Here is a 17,240-nt window from a genome sequence, read left to right on the forward strand (position 1 = left end):
TGACGTGCCCGGTGACGGTCAGCCGAGGTCGTCGGGGTGGCGGATCCGGGTGCGGCGGGCACGGACCGCGCTGTTGTAGAACCACGTGATCACGTAGAGCACCAGGCCGATCGCGAGCAGACCGCCGGCGATGACGTAGTTCTGCGTCGGCTGCGCGAGCGGGGTGACCAGGGCGAAGGAGGTGACTGCGCCGATCACGGGCAGCACCGTCGGGGTCCGGAAGTGCCGGACGTCGACCGTGTCCCGGCGCAGCACCAGCACCGCGATGTTCACCAGAGCGAACACGGTCAGCAGCAGCAGGGCGGTGGTCCCGCCGAGCGCGGAGATGGTCTCCTCGGCCAGCACGTAGCGCACGGTGAGCACCAGCGCGAAGGCGAGGGCGGTGGAGAACAGGATGCCGACCCAGGGGGTGCGACGGGAGCGCAGCACGCCCTTGAGGAAGCCCGGCAGCACGCCCTGCTTGGACATGCCGTACAGCAGGCGGGAGGCCATCATCATGTTGATCAGCACGGTGTTGGCGACCGCGAAGATCGAGATGAAGGCGAAGATCGTGTCGACCGGGACCCCGGGGGCACCGACCGTGACGACCGTCAGCAGCGGCGTGGACGCCTCGGTGAGCTCGCCGATCGGGACCACCGCCACGGCGACCACGGAGATCAGCACGTAGACCAGGCCGGTGATCGACAGGCCGCCGATGAGTGCCCGCGGGAAGTTCTTGACCGGGTCGACGGTCTCCTCGGCCATGTTCACGGAGTCCTCGAAGCCGACCATCGAGAAGAACGCGAGCGCGGTGGCGCTGACGACGGCCATGAGGAACGTCTTGTCCCCGGGCGTCTCGAACAGGACCACTCGGGAGAAGTCCGCCTTGCCCTCGGCCATCGCGAAGAAGCCCACCAGCACCACGAGGACGAGACCGGTGAGCTCGATGAGGGTGAGGACCACATTGGCCTTCACCGACTCCGCCACGCCGTACATGTTGATCACCGCGACCAGTCCCAGGAAGATCAGGGCGATCGCGGTGGCCGTGCCGCCGGCGGCATCACCCAGGGCGTCCTCGAGCTGGAAAGCCTTCAGGACGTTCTCCGAGAGGAAGATCGCGCTGGTCGAGGCCGAGGTGATGCCCGAAGACAACACCGCGAAGGTGACCATGAACGTCAGGAAGTGGATCCCGAAGGCCTTGTGCACGTACAGCGCCGCACCCGCGGCCTGCGGGTACTTGGTGACCATCTCGACGTAGGACAGTGCCGAGACCATCGCGACCGCGAAGGCGATGACGATCGGGATCCAGCCCGCGCCGCCCACCTGGCCCGCGACCTCGCCGGTCAGGGCGTACACACCCGTGCCGAGGATGTCGCCGACGATGAACAGCAGCAGGAGCTTGGGCGTGATCGCCTTCTTCAGCTCCGGCTGGCCCGACGCGTCGGCGCCGTAGGGTGCGATGGGGGCGGTCTCGTGCGACTCGCTCATGGGATCCTCCCGGACGGGGTACGTGCGAACCTCTCAGGGCGGCATCGAGCTCTCGGTGAGCATCGTTGCCCAGGGGGCCCGTGAGCGGTTATCGGGCACTCTACCGCGCCGTGTCCGCTCTCACCCTGCGCGGACGGACCCGGCGGCGGTCGGCGTGGCCGGAGCAGCCCCCGCCGGCCCGGCACCGGGAGGCCCCGTCTCCGCCGGCCCCTCGTCCGTCGGCCGCTCCTCGAGCTCCCGGGAGGTGAGGCGCAGGGTCTGGACCCACTGCCGCGAGGCGTCCGAGCTGATCGCGAGCACTCCGAGCGCCGAGGCGCCCGCGCCCACCAGCAGCGAATGCGCGACGTCCCCGGTCATCGAGGTCGCGATCGTCAGCCGCCCGACCGCATCGGCGGTGAACAGGGCCATCAGGGCGATCCGGGCCCAGCGGCTGCGGCGCAGGACGCCGACCAGCAGCGTCACCAGCACGACGGCGAAGGCGGAGGCCAGGAAGACCCCGTTGCCCTCCGGCAGGATCAAGGAGGCGTCGTCGTACCACGCCGTGACGTCCACGCCCAGCAGGCGGGCGACCCACTGTGCGGTGACCAGGCCGGCCTGGAGCAGCACGAGGGCTCCGGTGAAGACGACCGTCGGCGGCGGCAGGTGGTGGTCGGTCGCGCGGGAGATGATCTCGTGGAAATCGTCGACGGTGCCGTGCCACTGGGCGGAGAGCTCGTCGCCCAGCTCCGCCCGGGCCCCGCTGCGCGGCCGGGCCGCGGCGAGCGCCGACTGGGCGGTGGCGCGGGCTCGAGCCTTCATCACGGTGGTCCCCGTCGGCCGGTGGCGCGAGAGCATCATGGCGCTGGCCCCGTCGGAGCGGGCGGCGGCACCGGCGACGTCGATGACGGGCAGGTGACCATCGGTGCGGAAGCGATCGCCCTGGCCGTTGCGGTCGTGGTACGCGGTGGCGAACTCCTCGATCACCTCGACGGGGATCTCGGGGTCCGCGTAGCGCACGGTGTCGATGAGGAAGTCGCGCTCGACGTCGATGTTCTCGTCGATGCGGTGGGTGATCTGGAGGGTGAAGAAGGAGAAGCCGACGGCGCGGTCATAGGTGCCGGCCGCCACCCAGTCCGCGCGGAAGCCGCCCGGCAGCAAGAGGTCCGGGGGCAGCCGCCAGAAGCGCACGTGGTGGCGCTTGGTGGTGGTGCCGCCGACCTCCTGCTGGTAGGTGAAGTCGTGGCGCCGGCCCATGAGGTACAGGTCGGAGACCGGGGCGGCCGGGAAGGAGCGGCGCAGCAGCGTGGAGCGGACCATCTGCCACGCCGAGGAGAGGGTGCGCTCCTCCGAGAGCACCCATCCCGCACGCCGCATCGCCACGTGCAGATCCTGCTCGGAGCCGTCGAAGGCCAGGTTGATGGGGTCCGAGAGCACGCCCTCGGTGGTGCGGGTGCGGCCGAAGAAGTAGTCCGGCAGGTAGATCCAGGTCATCAGCTGATGCAGGCGCGGCAGCGTGATGTAGGTCAGCAGGATCCAGAATCCCACGAGGTACAGCAGCCGCACCGGTGTCAGCGAGAAGCCCTCGATCAGGTACAGCAGGGCGAGCCAGATCGAGACCACGACGCCGGCGACGATGAACAAGGTGTCCAGCAGGCCGTACAGCTCGAAGCGCCGCCCCGCGGGGTCGTGGCCCACCGCGTGGTCGTACGCGGGCCGCCCGGCGGGGATCGGACGCTCGAGGGGCCGCCTGCGTGCCTCGCGCGCCGGTGTCATCGGGTGCGCCCCGGGCTCCACGACCTCATGCGCCCATCGTAGAGGGATGCCCACCGCGCGCTCCCAGGGACGACGGGGGTACGGTGGCCCGATCCCCCACCGAAGGAGAAAGCTCTCATGACCAGCATCCCCAGCGTCCGCCTCCACGACGGTCACGAGATCCCCCAGCTCGGCTACGGCGTCTTCAAGGTCGAGAACGAGGTCGCCGCCGACGTGACCACCCAGGCGCTCGAGGCCGGATACCGCCATCTCGACACCGCGAAGGTCTACGGCAACGAGGAAGGGGTCGGGCGGGCGATCCGCACCGCGGGCATCCCGCGCGAGGAGCTGTTCGTGACCACCAAGCTGTGGAACGACGCGCAGCGCTTCGACGACGCGATCGCGGCCTGCGAGGCTTCCCTCGAGCGCCTCGGCCTGGACCACATCGACCTGTACCTCGTGCACTGGGCGGTGCCCGCCCAGGGCACCTACGTCGAGGCGTGGAAGGCCCTGATCGAGCTGCAGGAGCGCGGCCTGGTCCGCTCCATCGGCGTCTCGAACTACCCGGCCGAGCAGCTCCAGGAGGCCATCGAGGCCACCGGCGTGGTGCCCGCGGTCCACCAGATCGAGCTGCACCCCTACTTCCAGCAGCGCGAGCTGCGCGCGGTCCACGCCGAGCACGGCATCGCCACCGAGTCGTGGGGCCCGCTGGGCCAGGGCAAGTCGGATCTGCTCGAGAACCCGGTGATCACCGGCATCGCCTCGGCGCACGGGGCGAGCCCCGCACAGGTGGTGCTGGCCTGGCACCTCGCCAGCGGCATCGTGACCATCCCGAAGTCGGTCACGCCCTCGCGGATCGTGGACAACCTCGCCGCGGCGCAGCTGACGCTGACGGCCGACGAGGTCGCGGCGATCGACGAGCTCGACCGCCCCGACGGTCGCGGTGGCGCGGACCCGGCGACCAAGACCTCCTGAGCGGCGAGGCGGCGGGGCCGCGCCCGGGTGAGATGGCTGTGCCCCCGTGCGGTCTCAGTGAGCCTCGGCCGGCCACGCGTCGATCATTCGTGCCAGCAGCACCCCCGTCACCGGCACCAGCAGGGCGGAGGCGAGGACGTCGCTCGGGTGGTGCAGGCCGAGCGCCACTCGTGACCAGGCGGTGATCGCGACGATCAGGACGGTGAGCACCGCGCCGAACCGTCGGCCGGGCCCGGCAGGGAGCGAGAGCAGGATCGCGAGGCAGAATGCTGCTGCGACGGCAGTGTGCCCGCTCGGGTAGCTGAAGGACTCCGGCGGCGGCACGAGCTGCTGTCTCAGGGACTCCGCCTCGGGGCGGGGGCGGCGCACCACGAGCTTGAGGGCCTCGGCGAGCCCCCACGGGATCATGACCAGCGCTCCGGCCCGCACCCCCTGCAGTGCGCTGCGCCGGAGCAGGGCGGTGACCAGGGCGATGAGGGCTGTGAGGGCGGCCGCAGGCAGCGGGCCGAAGACCGCATCGATTCCTGTCGCGAGTGCGGCCGCCATCCCGCCGAGACCTCCGTTCGCCGCGTCGACGAGGCGACGGTCCACCTCCCCGACCACGGGCACCACGGGGATCGCGACTCCAAGCAGCACTGTGACCAGTACCGCGACGGCCAGGGCGAGGCCTGGCCCTGCCACACGACGTCGCACAGGCATGCGCGCAGGCGATCTGGACGTCGGAGGGCTCACGGGGTCCAGTCTCCCGCGTGCGCCGAACCAGGAGCACACCTCGGCCGATCCGATTCCCGCCGAAGTGCGCGGAACTGTCGATCCGGGCACAGCTGGTTCGTCATAGTGGTGTCCGGGCCACTCGGCTCGGTCACCGCACCGCTGAAGGAGTGACGATGAAGTACGTACTGCTGCTGATGGGGAACCTGGCCGACGACCGCTGCGGCGAGACCGATGAGGGGCCCGGCCCCGAGGAGTTCGTCGCGTTCGACGCCGAGCTCGAGAAGGCCGGCGTGCTCGCCGGCGGATTCGCACTCACCGACCCCGAGGAGGGCACGAGTGTCACCAGGGCGGACCGGGACGCCGAGCCGGTGATCACCGCCGGACCTTATGCGGAGAGCCGCGAGTTCGTGGGGGGCACGATCGTCCTGGACGTCGAGAGCCTCGATGAGGCCCTCGCGTGGGCAGCGAAGTGCCCCGGCGCGATCGGTGGCCGCATCGAGGTGCGTCCGCTGCTGGACATCTGACCCGATGACCGATCGCGCGGCGCACGAAGAGTCACCCGCCGTCGATGAGCTGGCCCGGATCCACCGGGCGGAGCACAGCCGTCTGCTGGCGACTCTCGTGCGCCGCTTCGGGGACCTCGATCTCGCCGAGGACGCCGCCCAGGAGGCGATGGAATCCGCCCTGCGCACCTGGCCGGAGCAGGGGATCCCCGAGCGACCGCTGGCCTGGCTGACCACCGTGGCGAAGCGGGTCGCTCTGGACCGGGTGCGGCGGGACTCGACTGTCGCGCGCCGGCTGGCGGTGCTGCGAGTGCGCGAGGGCTCCCCGACGGCACCGCCGGCCGACGCGAGTGTGCTCACCACCGAGGGCCTGCCCGATGACCGGCTCGCGATGCTCATGGGCTGCTGCCATCCCGCGATCGCTCCGGCGGACCGGATCGCCCTCATGCTGCGCTTCGTGGCCGCACTGAGTTCGTCCGAGGTCGCCCAGGCACTGCTCGTGCCGAGGCCGACGCTGCAAGCCCGGCTCACGCGGGCGAAGAAGCGGATCGCCGCGAACCGGATCCCGCTCACGGTCCCCGCCGATCCGGCGGAGAGGGAACGGCGACTGCCTCTCGTGCTCACCGCGATCTCGCTGATCTTCACCGAGGGGTACTCCGCGACCAGCGGCGACGCCCCGATGCGGCGCGAGCTCACCACCGAGGCGATCCGCCTGGCACGGATACTGCACGGCCGGCTGCCCGCGGCGGCCGAGCCGCAGGGGCTGCTCGCACTGTTACTGCTCACCGAGGCCCGCTCCCCTGCCCGTGCGGACGCCCGAGGGGTGCCGGTCCCGCTCGAGGACCAGGACCGCACCGCCTGGGACGCGCCGTCGCTGGCGGAGGGGCTCGCGCTGGTGCGGGAAGCTGCCACGCGTCCCGATGCCGGCCGCTTCACCATCCAGGCGGCGATCGCCGCGGTGCACAGCGAGGCGGTCCGCTTCGAGGACACCGACTGGCCCCAGATCGTCATGCTCTACGACCTGCTGCTGGCGCACGGGGAGGACCCGGTGGTGCGGATGAACCGGTCGATAGCAGTCGGTCGGGCAGAGACCCCCGCAGCGGGCCTCGCCCTGCTGGAGGCGCTGCGGGGGGAGGCGGAGCTGGAGCGCCATCACCCGTTCCACGTCGCCCTCGCCCTGACCCGCGAGGAGGCCGGGCTCCGGGCGGACGCGCAGGCAGCGTGGAAGCGGGCGCTCGAGCTCGCCGACAACGCGGCGGAGCGGCGCTTCATAGAAGATCGCCTCGCCGCCGGCGGCTGAGGTCAGTCGTCCGCGGACTTCTTGCCCTGGGCGAGGATCAGCGCGGAGGCGATCGCGAGCAGCCAGCTGTCCTTCGCCAGGGCCGTGCCCTCCTGGCTGGGACGCACGCCGTCGGACTCGGTCATCTCCGGGGTGCGCAGGTACATCGCCATCATGGAGCCGGAGAAGACGGCCAGCCCTGCTCCCGCGACCTTGGTGGGCACGAACGGCAGCAGCAGGGTGGCGCCCACGGCGATCTCGCCGTAGCTGAGGAACTTCGCGAACTGCTCGGGGGTCATCTTCGCCAGGGGCGGGACGCCCTTGACGGCCATGCCCTGGAGCGCCTCGGCCATCTCCGCGGGCATGCCGAGCTTGCCGATGCCGGAGTTGAGGATGAAGGCGCCGGGGACGGCGCGGAGGACTGCGGTACTGAGGCTCATGAGAACTCCTGGGGTCGAGATGTTTGCAGTTTCAACCATAAGTCGGCAGAGCGCTGATGTCGACCCTCGCAGGATAGGCGCCGTGGGCGCCCGAGATGCTCCATCGCGGGATACTGAGGCGATGCCCGTCGCCGCTCCGCTCGTCCCCGCACCCCTGCCCCGATGAGCACCCTCGCCCTGACCCTCGTCCTCGTGGCGGCGCTCTGCCATGCGGTGTGGAACCTGGCGGCGAAGCGGGTGCGCACCGACGGGTACACCTTCGTGTGGCTCTACGACCTGGGCTCCGCCCTCCTGTGGGCGCCCCTGGCGATCCTCACCCTGGTCCTCTCCGGGGACGGGCTCTCCCCCGCACTGCTGCTCGCGCCGCTGGTGTCCGGTCTCCTCCACATCGCCTATCAGCTGACCCTGCAGACCGGCTACACCCGGGCCGACCTCGGAGTGGTCTATCCGGTGGCTCGCGGCGTGGGGCCGGTGCTGAGCATGGCCATCGCGATCCTCGTGCTCGGGGAGCGCCCCGGCGCCGCCGCCGTCGTGGGCGCCGGCGTCGTGGTGGGAGGCATCGTCGTCGTGGCGACCGGACGCTCGGCCGCAGGGCGTCACGGGGTGCGGGCGGGGGTGGCGTGGGGCGCGGCGACCGGTGTGGCGATCGCCGCGTACACACTGTGGGACAGCTACTCGGTCGCCACGCTCGGTCTCCCGCCGATCGCCTATTTCGTCACCAGCTGCTCCTGGCAGGTGGTGCTCATGACGCCACGCTTGCTGCGCCGCCACCGCGGGAGCCTGCGACCGGTCCTCCAGCGGCACTGGCGGGACATCGCCCTGGTCTCCGTGCTCTCGCCGCTGGCCTACGTGCTGGTCCTCGAGGCGATGCGCACGGCGCCGGTCTCGCTGGTCGCTCCCGCCCGCGAGTCGAGCATCGTGGTCGGGTCGCTGCTGGCCTGGTGGCTGTTCCGGGAGCCGGACCCCTGGCGCCGGATGCTGGGGGCGGTGATCGTGCTCGCGGGGATCGTGCTGATCGCGGTGTGAGCCACCGGGCGAGCGGCTCCGCCGGTGCGACCGTCGTCCCGAACCGGCCCGGTCACGCCCTGGCCAGGACCTCCCCGTGCAGCACGCTGAACCAGCCGTCCGGGTCCTCGGCCCAGCGCCGGAAGTCCTCGGCGATCGCGGCGCGCTCGTCGGCGTCGGCCCAGCCCTCGCGCTGCAGCTGCTCCGCGAGCGGGGGCGAGGTGACCCGGCCGGCCCAGGTCCGCGCCCAGTGCTCCCGCGCCTCCGGCGTCGCGTACAGCCAGGTGGAGGCACCCGGGGCGGCCTCCTCGAAGCCTGCCTCGTGCGCCCAGGCGAGCAGCCGGCGACCGGCGTCGGGTGTGCCGCCGTTGGCGCGGGCGGCGCGCAGGTACAGGGCGATCCAGCGGGCGATGCCGGGCGTCTCGGGATACCAGCGGAATCCCTCGTAGTCGCTGTCTCGGACAGCGACGATCCCACCCGGGCGGGTGACTCGGCAGAACTCGGCGAGCGCGGTCACCGGTCGGGGCACGTGCTGGAGCACCTGGTGGGCGTGGACCACGTCGAAGGTGCGATCGGCGAAGGCCAGAGCGTGCGCGTCACCGACCACGACCTCCACCTCGTCGACCCCCTGCCGCTGCAGCTCCGAGCGCGTGAGCGCCGCGGCGTCCTCGGTGACCTCGAGCGCGGTCAGGTTCCGGGGGCCGACGATCCGGGCGAGGTCCGCGGTGATGGTTCCCGCGCCGCTGCCCACGTCGAGCAGGCGCTGCCCGTCGTGCAGGTGGGGCAGCAGATGCGCGGCCGAGTTCTCGGCGGTGCGGGCGCGGTGGCTGCCCAGCACCGCGGCGCCGTAGCCGTGGGTATAGGTGGGGGCACCGGCGGAGGGTTCTGCGTGACCTGGCATGGACCGACGCTACGCCGGGCGGGCCGCGCCGGGCGGAGGCGGCCGCCTGCCGGGCCCTACCTCGAGAGCCGGCCTGTTCAGGCGGCGTCGAGGCGACCCGCCGCCCGCCGTTCCCACAGCGCTGCGGTGACCACGACCGCGATGCCGACGACCGCGCCGATCACCGTCTCGACCACGCGGGCCTGGAGCATCGTCCCGAGCGGCTGCGGGTGCGCGAGCTGCACCATGAGCAGAGCCAGGGGCGTGATGAACAGCAGCGCGAACGCGTAGTTGCGCATCACGTACAGCTCGGCGAGGAACTGCAGGATCACCACCCACACCACCAGTTGCCAGGGCTCGGCGGGGAAGGAGAGCAGGAAGGCGGTGGTGACGATCCCCAGGGTGGTGCCGAGGACACGGTGCAGCCCCCGTTTGACCTGCGCCGTGCGGCCGGGAGCCGACAGCAGCGCGATGGCGGCGATCTGCGCCCAGTACGGGAACGGCAGCCCGGAGGCCAGCCCCAGCATCCCGGCGATCGCCGCGGCGACCGTGAAGCGACTGAACTCCGCCCCCATCTGCGCGAGGGTCCAGGTCTCCTCCCCCGGACGGAAGTCCGCGGTGGGATGGCGTTCGCCCGCCCAGTGCCCGAGCAGGCCCAGGCCCACGCACAGCGCTGCGGCGGAGCCGGCGACCAGGAACGCGACCCAGATCGGCGCTGCCGGCGGGGCCGAGGACACCGCCGCGACCGCGAACAGCGGGAAGATCGCGCCGCCCGGTTTGAGCCCGCGCACCATGACCAGCGTGGCCGCGAGGCCGGCGACGACGGCACCCACGAACAGCGCGGTCCAGGACTCCGCGGCGGCGGACATCGACTCGCCGAGCTGGGCGAGCGTCGCCCCGAGGGTCACGCACACGGTGAGCATCGCTCCGGCGAGCGACTGCCGCCAGAATCGCATCCGGGTGGGCTCGTACTTCGAGTAGATGCCGGTGAACGCCCCGAAGCCCACGAACATCGCCCATTCGGTGCGTCCCGTCACCAGCAGCACTGCCAGGGGGATCGCCAGGCCGACGGCGATGCGGAACGCCGGGATGTGGTCGACACGGCTGGGCGCGAGACTCACCAGTCGCTGGATCGAACCCCGGATCCGGGTGGGCGCTGCGGGCACGGAACTCCTTCCGGGCGGCACCACGGCCCGGGCCGCAGACCGTCCCTGCACTGGTGGCGGTGGTCGACGGGGACGGAGCGGGGTGCGGGGCCGGTCGCGATGGCTCGAGCGACCGGAACGTCCTGGGCGTCCTCGGAGAGCGCGCCGCACGGACGCGCCCTTCCAGGGTATGCCCGAGAACGCGGCAGGTCATCCGCGGATTGCTCACACCCGTGGGAGACTGCTGGCCGATCCCGCTGCACCTTCGTCGTCCGGCCGCGGCCGGCCCTCCTCCTCCGGAGTCGACATGACATCCCCTGACAGCACCGTCGGTCCCGCCTCGTCCGCCCCCGTCGGCGGCGCCGGCGTCATCGAGACCACCGGCATCGAGATCATCGCCGAGAGCGAGAGGACGGCGCGCCCGCGCGATCTGGTCTGGCCCTGGTTCGCCGCCAACGTCTCAGTGTTCGGCATGAGCTACGGCTCCTACCTGCTCGGCTTCGGGCTCAGCTTCCTCCAGGCCACGATCGTGGCGATCCTCGGAATCATCATCAGCTTCCTGCTGTGCGGGCTGGTCGCGATCGCCGGCAAGCGGGGCAGCGCGCCGACGATGGTGCTCTCCCGAGCGGCTTTCGGCGTGCATGGGCAGAAGGTTCCCGGGATCGTCTCGTGGCTGACCTCGATCGGATGGGAGACGTCGCTGGCGATCTCCGCGGTGCTGGCCACCGCCACCGTGTTCGACGTGCTGGGCGTGGGATCCGGGCAGGCCGTCACCGTGATCGCGGCCGTCGTGATCGCCGCCCTCATCGTCACCGCGAGCGTGCTCGGCTATCACACGATCATGAGGCTCCAATCGGTCCTGACCTGGGCCACCGGGGCCATGACCATCCTGTTCATGATCCTCACCATCCCCCACATCGACCTGGCGGCCGTGCTCTCCGCGCCGTCCGGCCCGCCGCAGGCGATGATCGGTGCGCTGGTGATGGTGATGACCGGGTTCGGCCTGGGCTGGATCAACATCGCGGCCGACTGGTCGCGGTACCAGAAGAGGTCGGCCTCCGATGCCTCGATCGTCGGGTGGAACACGGTGGGCGGGGCGGCTGCACCCGTGGTCCTGGTGATCTTCGGGCTGCTGCTGGCCGGCTCCGACCCGGACCTGGCCGGCGCCATCGACGGGGACCCGATCGGCGCGCTGATCTCGATCCTGCCGCTGTGGGCGCTGATCCCCTTCTGGATCGTCGCGGTGCTGACCCTGGTCTCCGGCGCCGTGCTGGGCATCTACTCCTCGGGGCTGACCTTGATCAGCCTCGGCATCCGCATCCCGCGTCCGGCTGCTGCCGCGGTGGACGGCGTCATCCTGACCGTCGGCACGATCTGGGTCGCCTTCTTCGCCACCAGCTTCATCGGCCCGTTCCAGAGCTTCCTGATCACCCTGGGGGTGCCGATCGCGGCGTGGGCCGGGATCCTCATCGCCGACGTGCTGACCCGGCGCGCGGACTACGACGAGCGGGCCCTGTTCGACCCGCGCGGCCGCTACGGCGCCCTCGACCGGACGTCGATCCTCACCATGGTGGTCGCCTCGGCCCTGGGCTGGGGTCTGGTGGTCAACTCCTTCTCCGAGGCGGCACCGTGGAACAACTGGCAGGGCTACCTGCTCGAGCCGCTGGGGCTGGGCACCTTCGTGGACGACCCGGCCGGGGCGTACTGGGAGGGGAACTGGGCGTACTCCAACATCGGCGTGCTGCTCGCCCTGGTGCTCGGCTTCGTGGTCACATTCGTCGCGCGGCGCGGGAGGATCCGCCGCCAGGAGCGGTCGGATTGACTCCGGGCTGCGGCACCTGACCGCGACTCAGGCGGACGCCGTGACGGGCCGACGGGGGCCGGGCCCCGAGTCCTCGGCCACGAGATCTCGCAGCGCCCGTCGGGCATCGGCGACGGCATCGGCGACCGGCGTCTCGCGGCACCACACGGCATGGATCCGACGCTCGAGCCCGGGCCCGACGATCTGCAGCACGGCCGTGTTATCGCCCGTCCCGACGAGGCCCAGACGCGGCAGGATCGTCGCGCCGAGCCCGCGGTCGACCATGTCGAGCGCCGTGCGGTAGTCGTGCGCCTGATGCCGGAAGGTCATGTCCACTCCCGAGACCCGGCACGCGTCGACGAGGATCTGGCGGCACCTTCCGTCGGAGGACGTGTAGTCGTCGTTGTCGATCCACGGCAGGGCCGTGAGCTCCTCGAGCGTCGCGGAGCCGCGGCCGGCGAGGGCGTGCCCGCGCGGCACGGCGGCGACGAAGGGGTCGACGAGCAACAGTTCGGAGTCCATGGAGGCGGGGACGTCCAGGCCCTCCCCGCGGGAGATCACGAGCTGCAGGTCCTGCCCGTTCTCGACGATCCCGCGGTCGGTGAGCTCGAGGCGCACGGACAGCTCCGGGTGCGCGAACTCGAGGTAGGCCACGAGGTCCGGGATCCACCGGGTGCCGGCGCTCGAGAAGTAGCCGATGACGAGGCGCCCTGATCGCTCTACGCGCAGGTCGGCAGCACGGTCCTCGAGGCCTCCGAGGGCGTCGAACACCTTCTCCACCTCGCCGAGGAGCTCCCGCCCCATGGGGGTCAGGTCCAGGCGGCGTCCCGTACGGACGAAGAGCTCGAGGCCGAGGTCGTGCTCGAGGGCCCGGACCTGCTGACTGATCGACGACGGGGCGGTGCCCAGCCTCGCGCCCGCACCACGGACGCTGCCGGCGAGCGCCGTGGACCGGAAGTACTGCAGCTGCTTCAGGTCACGCATGGGGGGACTGTACTCTCCGGGCGCACACCTGTTCGGCGTCGTGGGCTTGGAGAGAACAGCGATGCACTCCACCATGGATCCGTGACCACCCCGTCGATCCACTCCTCCCACCCCGCACTGCCCTGGCTCGCCGCCCTCGGCGTGATGCTCATGTGGGCGTCCTCGTTCATCGTGATCCGCTTCGGAGGAGCCGATTTCTCCCCGGGCGCGATGTCCTTGCTGCGCACCGGCGCGGCCGCCGCCACCCTGTTCCCGCTCCTGGTCGCAGGACGGGTCCGCCGGCCCCGGACCCCGCGGCTGTGGCTCACGGTGATCGCCTGGGGCGTCGTCTGGTTCGCCGCGTACACGATCGTGCTGAACGCGGCCGAGCTCCTGATCGACGCCGCCACGGCGTCGATGCTGGTCAACGTCGCCCCCCTGATCGTGGCGGTGGCCTCCGTGCTGCTGCTCGGCGAGGGGATCTCCGCCCGGTTGATCGCGGGTGTGCTCGTCGCCTTCGGCGGGATCGCCCTGATCACCGTGGCCACCTCCACCGGGCACGTCTCTCCGATCGGGTTGCTGCTCGGGCTGGTCGCCGCGCTGCTGTACGCCGGGAGCGTCCTCGCGCAGAAGCCGCTGCTGGCGCACGTCGACTCCACGTCGATGACCGTCGTCGGGATCTTCGCCGGATTCGCCGCGTGCCTGCCGTTCACGCCGCAGCTGGTCGCCGAGATCGGCTCCGCACCCACCGGCTCGATCGTCGCCGTCGTCTACATGGGCGTGTTCCCCACGGCGTTCGCCTTCCTGCTGTGGGGGTATGCGCTGACCCGCACCCCGGCGGGCGTGCTGAGCTCCTCCTCGCTCATCGTCCCGGGGATCACCGTGATCCTCGCCTGGCTCCTGCTCGGAGAGGTGCCGCCGCCCCTGGCCGCCCTCGGCGGCGTGCTCTGCCTGGCCGGCGCCGGGTTCGCCGTCGCCCCCAACGTCCTGGCGGCCCTGCGCCGGACGCGGCAGGACGAGGGAGGGCGCGGGAGCGGTCGCGAGCACGTCGGGGCCGCAGAGCCCGGAGCGCACCGCTGACCGCGCGCAGAGCAGGAAGTGGCCCGGCGGGGCGGGATCGTCCGACGGCAGACCCCATCCCTTCGTGCAGCGCGTAGCCCTCTCGTACAGTGCGGCCATGGACACCCCCGCAGTTCGCCCCGGCGGCGACGCCGATCGCCCCTGGCTCGTCGTCGTCGACCCGCAGCGCATCTTCGCCGACCCCGCCTCGGAATGGGCCTCCCCGTTCTTCCCGGCGGCGAGGGGGCGGATCCTGATGCTCGCTCATCACCTCGGACCGGAGCGCACGCTGGTCACCCGCTGGCTGCCGACGGCGGACCGTGCCACCGCCTGGGGCGAGTACTTCGCTGCCTGGCCGTTCGCCGACGTGCCCCCCACGGATCCGCTGTACGAGCTGGTGCCGGAGGCGCGGGGGCTCTCCGCCCACCCGACCATCGACGAGCCGACCTTCGGGAAATGGGGGCCGCAGCTCGCGGCACGGATCGGTGCCGGCCCGCGCTCCCGCCCGCGGCTGCTGGTCGCCGGGGTCTCCACCGACTGCTGCGTGCTCACCACCGTGCTCGCAGCGGCCGACGCCGGTGCCCGAGTCACCGTCGTCACCGATGCCTGTGCGGCCTCGTCGTCCGCGAACGGAGCGGCCGCCCTGCACACGATGAGCCTGTTCCCGCCGCAGGTGGACCTGCGCAGCGCCGACGAGGTCCTCGCCGTCCTCGTGCCATCCTGAGCGGATGACCTCTCCCCTGCTCACCGTGGGGCACGGCCGGCTGGACCGCGCCGAGCTCGCGGACCTGCTGCGCGGTGCGAGCATCGAGCAGCTCGTCGACGTGCGCCGCTACCCCGGCTCGCGCGCGAACGGCGCGGCCGCGAAGGGCGCCGTCGAGGAGATCTGCACCGGTGCCGGGATCGACTATCGGTGGGACGAGCGTCTGGGCGGCCGGCGCCGGCTGACCAAGGACGAGGACGCCGCCTCACCGGACACCTGGTGGCGGGTCGCGCAGTTCCGGGCCTACGCCGGCTGGACCCGCAGCGAGGACTTCCGGGCCGGGATCGGCGAGCTGCTCGAGGACGTCCGGCGGGCCCGCACCGCCGTGATGTGCTCGGAGTCGATGTGGTGGCGCTGCCACCGTCGGCTCATCGCCGACGTGGTGCTCCTGGACCACGCGGTCCCGGCCCAGCACCTGATGCCCTCGGGGCAGCTGCGCCCGCACCTGGCGAGTCCGGGAGCGCGGCTCGACGCGGCGGGCCAGGTGGTGTGGGACCGCGGCGACCAGGGCTGAGCATCCGACGTCACGAAAACCGATGGCCACCGCGCCGCCCGCGCCCTACGGTCGAGCCCATGCACTCTCCCACCAGCACCCCCGCGATCCCCCGCACCGCCCTGCTCACGGGCGTCGGCCGTCGCCGCGGCATCGGCGCCGCGATCGCCCGCGGACTCGCCGCCGACGGCTTCGACCTGGCCCTGAACTACTTCGAGCCCTACGATCGCCGCGTCCTCGGCGAGGCCACCGACGTCGAGCTGCTCGCCGACGAGCTCCGCGAGCAGGGGCGCCGCGTCGAGCTGATCCCCGGCGACCTCGAGGACCCCGAGTTCCCTCCGACCCTGGTCGCTTCCGCCTACCGAGCGCTCGGCCCGCTCGGGGCGCTCGTGACCTGCCACTGCGAGTCGGTGGACTCCTCGATCCTGGACACCACCGTGGAGAGCTTCGACCGCCATTACGCCGTCAACGTGCGCGCGACCTGGTTGCTGCTGAAGGCCTTCGCGGAGCAGGTCGAGCCCGGCACGGACACTCCCGGGGGCGCGGTGATCGCCCTGACCAGCGACCACACCGTGCACAATCTCCCCTACGGGGCGACCAAGGGGGCGCTGGACCGTCTGGTGCTGGCCGGCACGCATGAGCTCGCCGAGCGCGCCGTGCGCACCAACGTCCTCAATCCCGGGCCGATCGACACCGGCTGGATGACCGAGGAGATCCGCACCGCCGGTGCCGCGGACACTCCGGGCGGCGAGCTCGGCGGCCCGGACACCGTCGCGGACCTGGTGCGGTTCCTCGTCTCGGAACAGGGGTCGTGGATCCGCGGGCAGCTGCTGTACTCCAACGGCGGGTTCGCGACCCCGGCGCTGTGAAGCAGCGAGCGGGCCCGCTCAGCCGACGATCGTCTCACGCTCCGCGCGCGGCCGGCTCGGCGCGATCAACCGCCCCGGCGCCGGCGACGCTCTGCGTCGTCCGCACCGACGGCAGCAGATGCCCACGGCGGCCCGCGATCACGAGCAGCACGGTCCCTGCGGCGAGCCCCAGCAGCACACTGACCACCGACCCCTCGACGCCCATGGAGCCGCCGGTCAACCATGCGGGTCCGCTCATCTCGGCCACCAGCAGTCCGCTCTGCTCCCCGGTCCCGGAGACGGTCGAGGAGAAGACCCCGGCCTGCACGGTGTTCCAGGCGATGTGGACACCGATCGCGAGCCACAGCCGACGGGTCAGGAGGTAAGCGGCCCCCAGCAGCACCCCGGCCTCGATCACGAGACCGAGAGCGGTCAGGACGGACGCGCCGTCGTTCGTCAGGTGGATCAGGCCGAACAGCAGCGAGGTGATCGCCAGTGCTGCCCAGCTGCCCAGCCAGGCGTCGAGCAGGCGCAGCAGGATCCCGCGGAACAGGATCTCCTCGATGAATCCTGCGCCGATACCGAGCGCGAGCGGAACGAGCAGCTGCGGGGACGGAGCGAACCCCGTGACGCGGTAGCCGCCGAGGAGCGCGATCAGGCCCACGCTGAGCGAGATCAGCGCGGCACCGATCACCAACCCGAGCGCCAGCTCGGCGAGCTTTCCCGCGCCGCGCAGGGCGAGGCCCGGACTGCGGCCGAGGGGTCCGAGGATCAGGAGGAATCCGCCCATCGCGACGGCGGCGCCCATGCCGGCCCCGAGCAGGAGCGCCCAGCCGGCGGGCCCCTGCGCGAAGGACGCCCCGGTGGCCACCGTCCCGAGCCGGGCCACGGCGACCATCACCAACTCGGCGACGACGAACAGGATGATGCCGAGCAGCAGCTGTGCCCAGCGGCGACGGTCGCTGCGGTCGACGGGGCGTGGTTCCGGTGGTCTCATGATCTCGAGGATGCGCCTCTGCGCGCCCGCCGTCACGACCTGTGGGCCGATCGTCCAGGTGACCGCGGCCCCTGTTGCGGCTGGCCCGACGCCGCCGCTCGGGACTGCCGGACGCCACCTGATCGGTGCCGCGGGGGATCAGGGGCTCAGGCTCCGCCGGGCCTCACGCCGTCCTCG

At 71.9% G+C, this 17,240-nt stretch carries 17 protein-coding genes; 9 read left to right on the top strand and 8 right to left on the bottom strand.

Going from position 1 to position 17,240, the window contains the following annotated elements:
* Positions 1-18 precede the first annotated feature (18 nt).
* Together JOF43_RS02595 and JOF43_RS02600 are read right to left on the bottom strand one after the other, a co-directional pair.
* Positions 19-1,467 carry an APC family permease gene (locus tag JOF43_RS02595; protein WP_209898681.1) on the bottom strand — a complete coding sequence of 483 codons (1,449 nt, stop codon included), beginning with the start codon at positions 1,465-1,467 and terminating at the stop codon, positions 19-21.
* 120 nt (positions 1,468-1,587) lie between these two features.
* Complete coding sequence (locus JOF43_RS02600; RefSeq protein ID WP_209898684.1) at positions 1,588-3,219, bottom strand: LssY C-terminal domain-containing protein; 1,632 nt, start codon at positions 3,217-3,219, stop codon at positions 1,588-1,590.
* A 117-nt stretch (positions 3,220-3,336) separates the two neighbouring features.
* Here JOF43_RS02600 and JOF43_RS02605 point away from each other — a divergent pair, with 117 nt between their 5' ends.
* Positions 3,337-4,173 (top strand): aldo/keto reductase, encoded by an 837-nt coding sequence (locus JOF43_RS02605; protein WP_209898687.1) that lies wholly within the window; start codon positions 3,337-3,339, stop codon positions 4,171-4,173.
* A 54-nt stretch (positions 4,174-4,227) separates the two neighbouring features.
* Here JOF43_RS02605 and JOF43_RS02610 read toward each other — a convergent pair whose 3' ends face one another.
* Positions 4,228-4,872, bottom strand: a complete 645-nt coding sequence (locus tag JOF43_RS02610; RefSeq protein WP_209898689.1) for a phosphatase PAP2 family protein — start codon at positions 4,870-4,872, stop codon at positions 4,228-4,230.
* A 188-nt stretch (positions 4,873-5,060) separates the two neighbouring features.
* On the opposite strand from JOF43_RS02610, the gene JOF43_RS02615 reads away from it, so the two are divergent.
* Positions 5,061-5,411, top strand: a complete 351-nt coding sequence (locus tag JOF43_RS02615) for a YciI family protein (RefSeq protein WP_209898692.1) — start codon at positions 5,061-5,063, stop codon at positions 5,409-5,411.
* Positions 5,412-5,415: 4 nt separating this feature from the next.
* Complete coding sequence (locus JOF43_RS02620; RefSeq protein WP_209898695.1) at positions 5,416-6,690, top strand: RNA polymerase sigma factor; 1,275 nt, start codon at positions 5,416-5,418, stop codon at positions 6,688-6,690.
* A gap of 2 nt (positions 6,691-6,692) precedes the next feature.
* Here the strand turns inward: JOF43_RS02620 and JOF43_RS02625 are convergent, their stop codons facing one another.
* Positions 6,693-7,109: a DoxX family membrane protein gene (locus JOF43_RS02625; protein ID WP_209898697.1), complete on the bottom strand. Its 417-nt coding sequence runs from the start codon at positions 7,107-7,109 to the stop codon at positions 6,693-6,695.
* 162 nt (positions 7,110-7,271) lie between these two features.
* Here JOF43_RS02625 and JOF43_RS02630 point away from each other — a divergent pair, with 162 nt between their 5' ends.
* A complete protein-coding gene (locus tag JOF43_RS02630; protein ID WP_209898699.1) occupies positions 7,272-8,135 on the top strand; it encodes a DMT family transporter in 864 nt (287 codons plus the stop codon).
* A 52-nt stretch (positions 8,136-8,187) separates the two neighbouring features.
* Here the strand turns inward: JOF43_RS02630 and JOF43_RS02635 are convergent, their stop codons facing one another.
* Complete coding sequence (locus JOF43_RS02635; RefSeq protein ID WP_209898702.1) at positions 8,188-9,015, bottom strand: methyltransferase domain-containing protein; 828 nt, start codon at positions 9,013-9,015, stop codon at positions 8,188-8,190.
* A 77-nt stretch (positions 9,016-9,092) separates the two neighbouring features.
* Positions 9,093-10,160, bottom strand: a complete 1,068-nt coding sequence (locus tag JOF43_RS02640) for an FUSC family protein (RefSeq protein ID WP_209898704.1) — start codon at positions 10,158-10,160, stop codon at positions 9,093-9,095.
* A 286-nt stretch (positions 10,161-10,446) separates the two neighbouring features.
* Here JOF43_RS02640 and JOF43_RS02645 point away from each other — a divergent pair, with 286 nt between their 5' ends.
* The gene (locus JOF43_RS02645; RefSeq protein ID WP_209898706.1) at positions 10,447-11,961 is read left to right on the top strand and encodes a purine-cytosine permease family protein; all 1,515 of its coding nucleotides are present in this window, start codon (positions 10,447-10,449) and stop codon (positions 11,959-11,961) included.
* A gap of 27 nt (positions 11,962-11,988) precedes the next feature.
* Here the strand turns inward: JOF43_RS02645 and JOF43_RS02650 are convergent, their stop codons facing one another.
* Complete coding sequence (locus tag JOF43_RS02650) at positions 11,989-12,924, bottom strand: LysR family transcriptional regulator (protein ID WP_209898709.1); 936 nt, start codon at positions 12,922-12,924, stop codon at positions 11,989-11,991.
* 81 nt (positions 12,925-13,005) lie between these two features.
* Between JOF43_RS02650 and JOF43_RS02655 the strand changes: the two genes are divergently transcribed.
* The 4 genes from JOF43_RS02655 (at position 13,006) to JOF43_RS02670 (ending at position 16,087) form a co-directional block, all read left to right on the top strand.
* Complete coding sequence (locus JOF43_RS02655; RefSeq protein ID WP_342592071.1) at positions 13,006-13,983, top strand: DMT family transporter; 978 nt, start codon at positions 13,006-13,008, stop codon at positions 13,981-13,983.
* Positions 13,984-14,080: 97 nt separating this feature from the next.
* Positions 14,081-14,686, top strand: a complete 606-nt coding sequence (locus JOF43_RS02660; RefSeq protein ID WP_209898712.1) for a cysteine hydrolase family protein — start codon at positions 14,081-14,083, stop codon at positions 14,684-14,686.
* A 4-nt stretch (positions 14,687-14,690) separates the two neighbouring features.
* Complete coding sequence (locus tag JOF43_RS02665) at positions 14,691-15,239, top strand: DUF488 domain-containing protein (RefSeq protein WP_209898714.1); 549 nt, start codon at positions 14,691-14,693, stop codon at positions 15,237-15,239.
* A gap of 59 nt (positions 15,240-15,298) precedes the next feature.
* Complete coding sequence (locus tag JOF43_RS02670; protein WP_209898717.1) at positions 15,299-16,087, top strand: SDR family oxidoreductase; 789 nt, start codon at positions 15,299-15,301, stop codon at positions 16,085-16,087.
* Positions 16,088-16,121: 34 nt separating this feature from the next.
* On the opposite strand, the gene JOF43_RS02675 is transcribed toward JOF43_RS02670, so the two are convergent.
* Positions 16,122-17,063 (bottom strand): CPBP family intramembrane glutamic endopeptidase, encoded by a 942-nt coding sequence (locus tag JOF43_RS02675; RefSeq protein ID WP_209898719.1) that lies wholly within the window; start codon positions 17,061-17,063, stop codon positions 16,122-16,124.
* Positions 17,064-17,240 lie beyond the last annotated feature (177 nt).

The sequence above is a fragment of the Brachybacterium sacelli genome (assembly GCF_017876545.1).
GTDB lineage: Bacteria > Actinomycetota > Actinomycetes > Actinomycetales > Dermabacteraceae > Brachybacterium > Brachybacterium sacelli.

What these genes read in the sequence shown, in the direction of transcription:
- JOF43_RS02595 (WP_209898681.1), bottom strand. Translation starts at nt 1,467, where the DNA reads ATGAGCGAGTCGCACGAGACCGCCCCCATCGCACCCTACGGCGCCGAC.
- JOF43_RS02600 (WP_209898684.1), bottom strand. Translation starts at nt 3,219, where the DNA reads ATGACACCGGCGCGCGAGGCACGCAGGCGGCCCCTCGAGCGTCCGATC.
- JOF43_RS02605 (WP_209898687.1), top strand. Translation starts at nt 3,337, where the DNA reads ATGACCAGCATCCCCAGCGTCCGCCTCCACGACGGTCACGAGATCCCC.
- JOF43_RS02610 (WP_209898689.1), bottom strand. Translation starts at nt 4,872, where the DNA reads ATGCCTGTGCGACGTCGTGTGGCAGGGCCAGGCCTCGCCCTGGCCGTC.
- JOF43_RS02615 (WP_209898692.1), top strand. Translation starts at nt 5,061, where the DNA reads ATGAAGTACGTACTGCTGCTGATGGGGAACCTGGCCGACGACCGCTGC.
- JOF43_RS02620 (WP_209898695.1), top strand. Translation starts at nt 5,416, where the DNA reads ATGACCGATCGCGCGGCGCACGAAGAGTCACCCGCCGTCGATGAGCTG.
- JOF43_RS02625 (WP_209898697.1), bottom strand. Translation starts at nt 7,109, where the DNA reads ATGAGCCTCAGTACCGCAGTCCTCCGCGCCGTCCCCGGCGCCTTCATC.
- JOF43_RS02630 (WP_209898699.1), top strand. Translation starts at nt 7,272, where the DNA reads ATGAGCACCCTCGCCCTGACCCTCGTCCTCGTGGCGGCGCTCTGCCAT.
- JOF43_RS02635 (WP_209898702.1), bottom strand. Translation starts at nt 9,015, where the DNA reads ATGCCAGGTCACGCAGAACCCTCCGCCGGTGCCCCCACCTATACCCAC.
- JOF43_RS02645 (WP_209898706.1), top strand. Translation starts at nt 10,447, where the DNA reads ATGACATCCCCTGACAGCACCGTCGGTCCCGCCTCGTCCGCCCCCGTC.
- JOF43_RS02650 (WP_209898709.1), bottom strand. Translation starts at nt 12,924, where the DNA reads ATGCGTGACCTGAAGCAGCTGCAGTACTTCCGGTCCACGGCGCTCGCC.
- JOF43_RS02660 (WP_209898712.1), top strand. Translation starts at nt 14,081, where the DNA reads ATGGACACCCCCGCAGTTCGCCCCGGCGGCGACGCCGATCGCCCCTGG.
- JOF43_RS02665 (WP_209898714.1), top strand. Translation starts at nt 14,691, where the DNA reads ATGACCTCTCCCCTGCTCACCGTGGGGCACGGCCGGCTGGACCGCGCC.
- JOF43_RS02670 (WP_209898717.1), top strand. Translation starts at nt 15,299, where the DNA reads ATGCACTCTCCCACCAGCACCCCCGCGATCCCCCGCACCGCCCTGCTC.
- JOF43_RS02675 (WP_209898719.1), bottom strand. Translation starts at nt 17,063, where the DNA reads ATGAGACCACCGGAACCACGCCCCGTCGACCGCAGCGACCGTCGCCGC.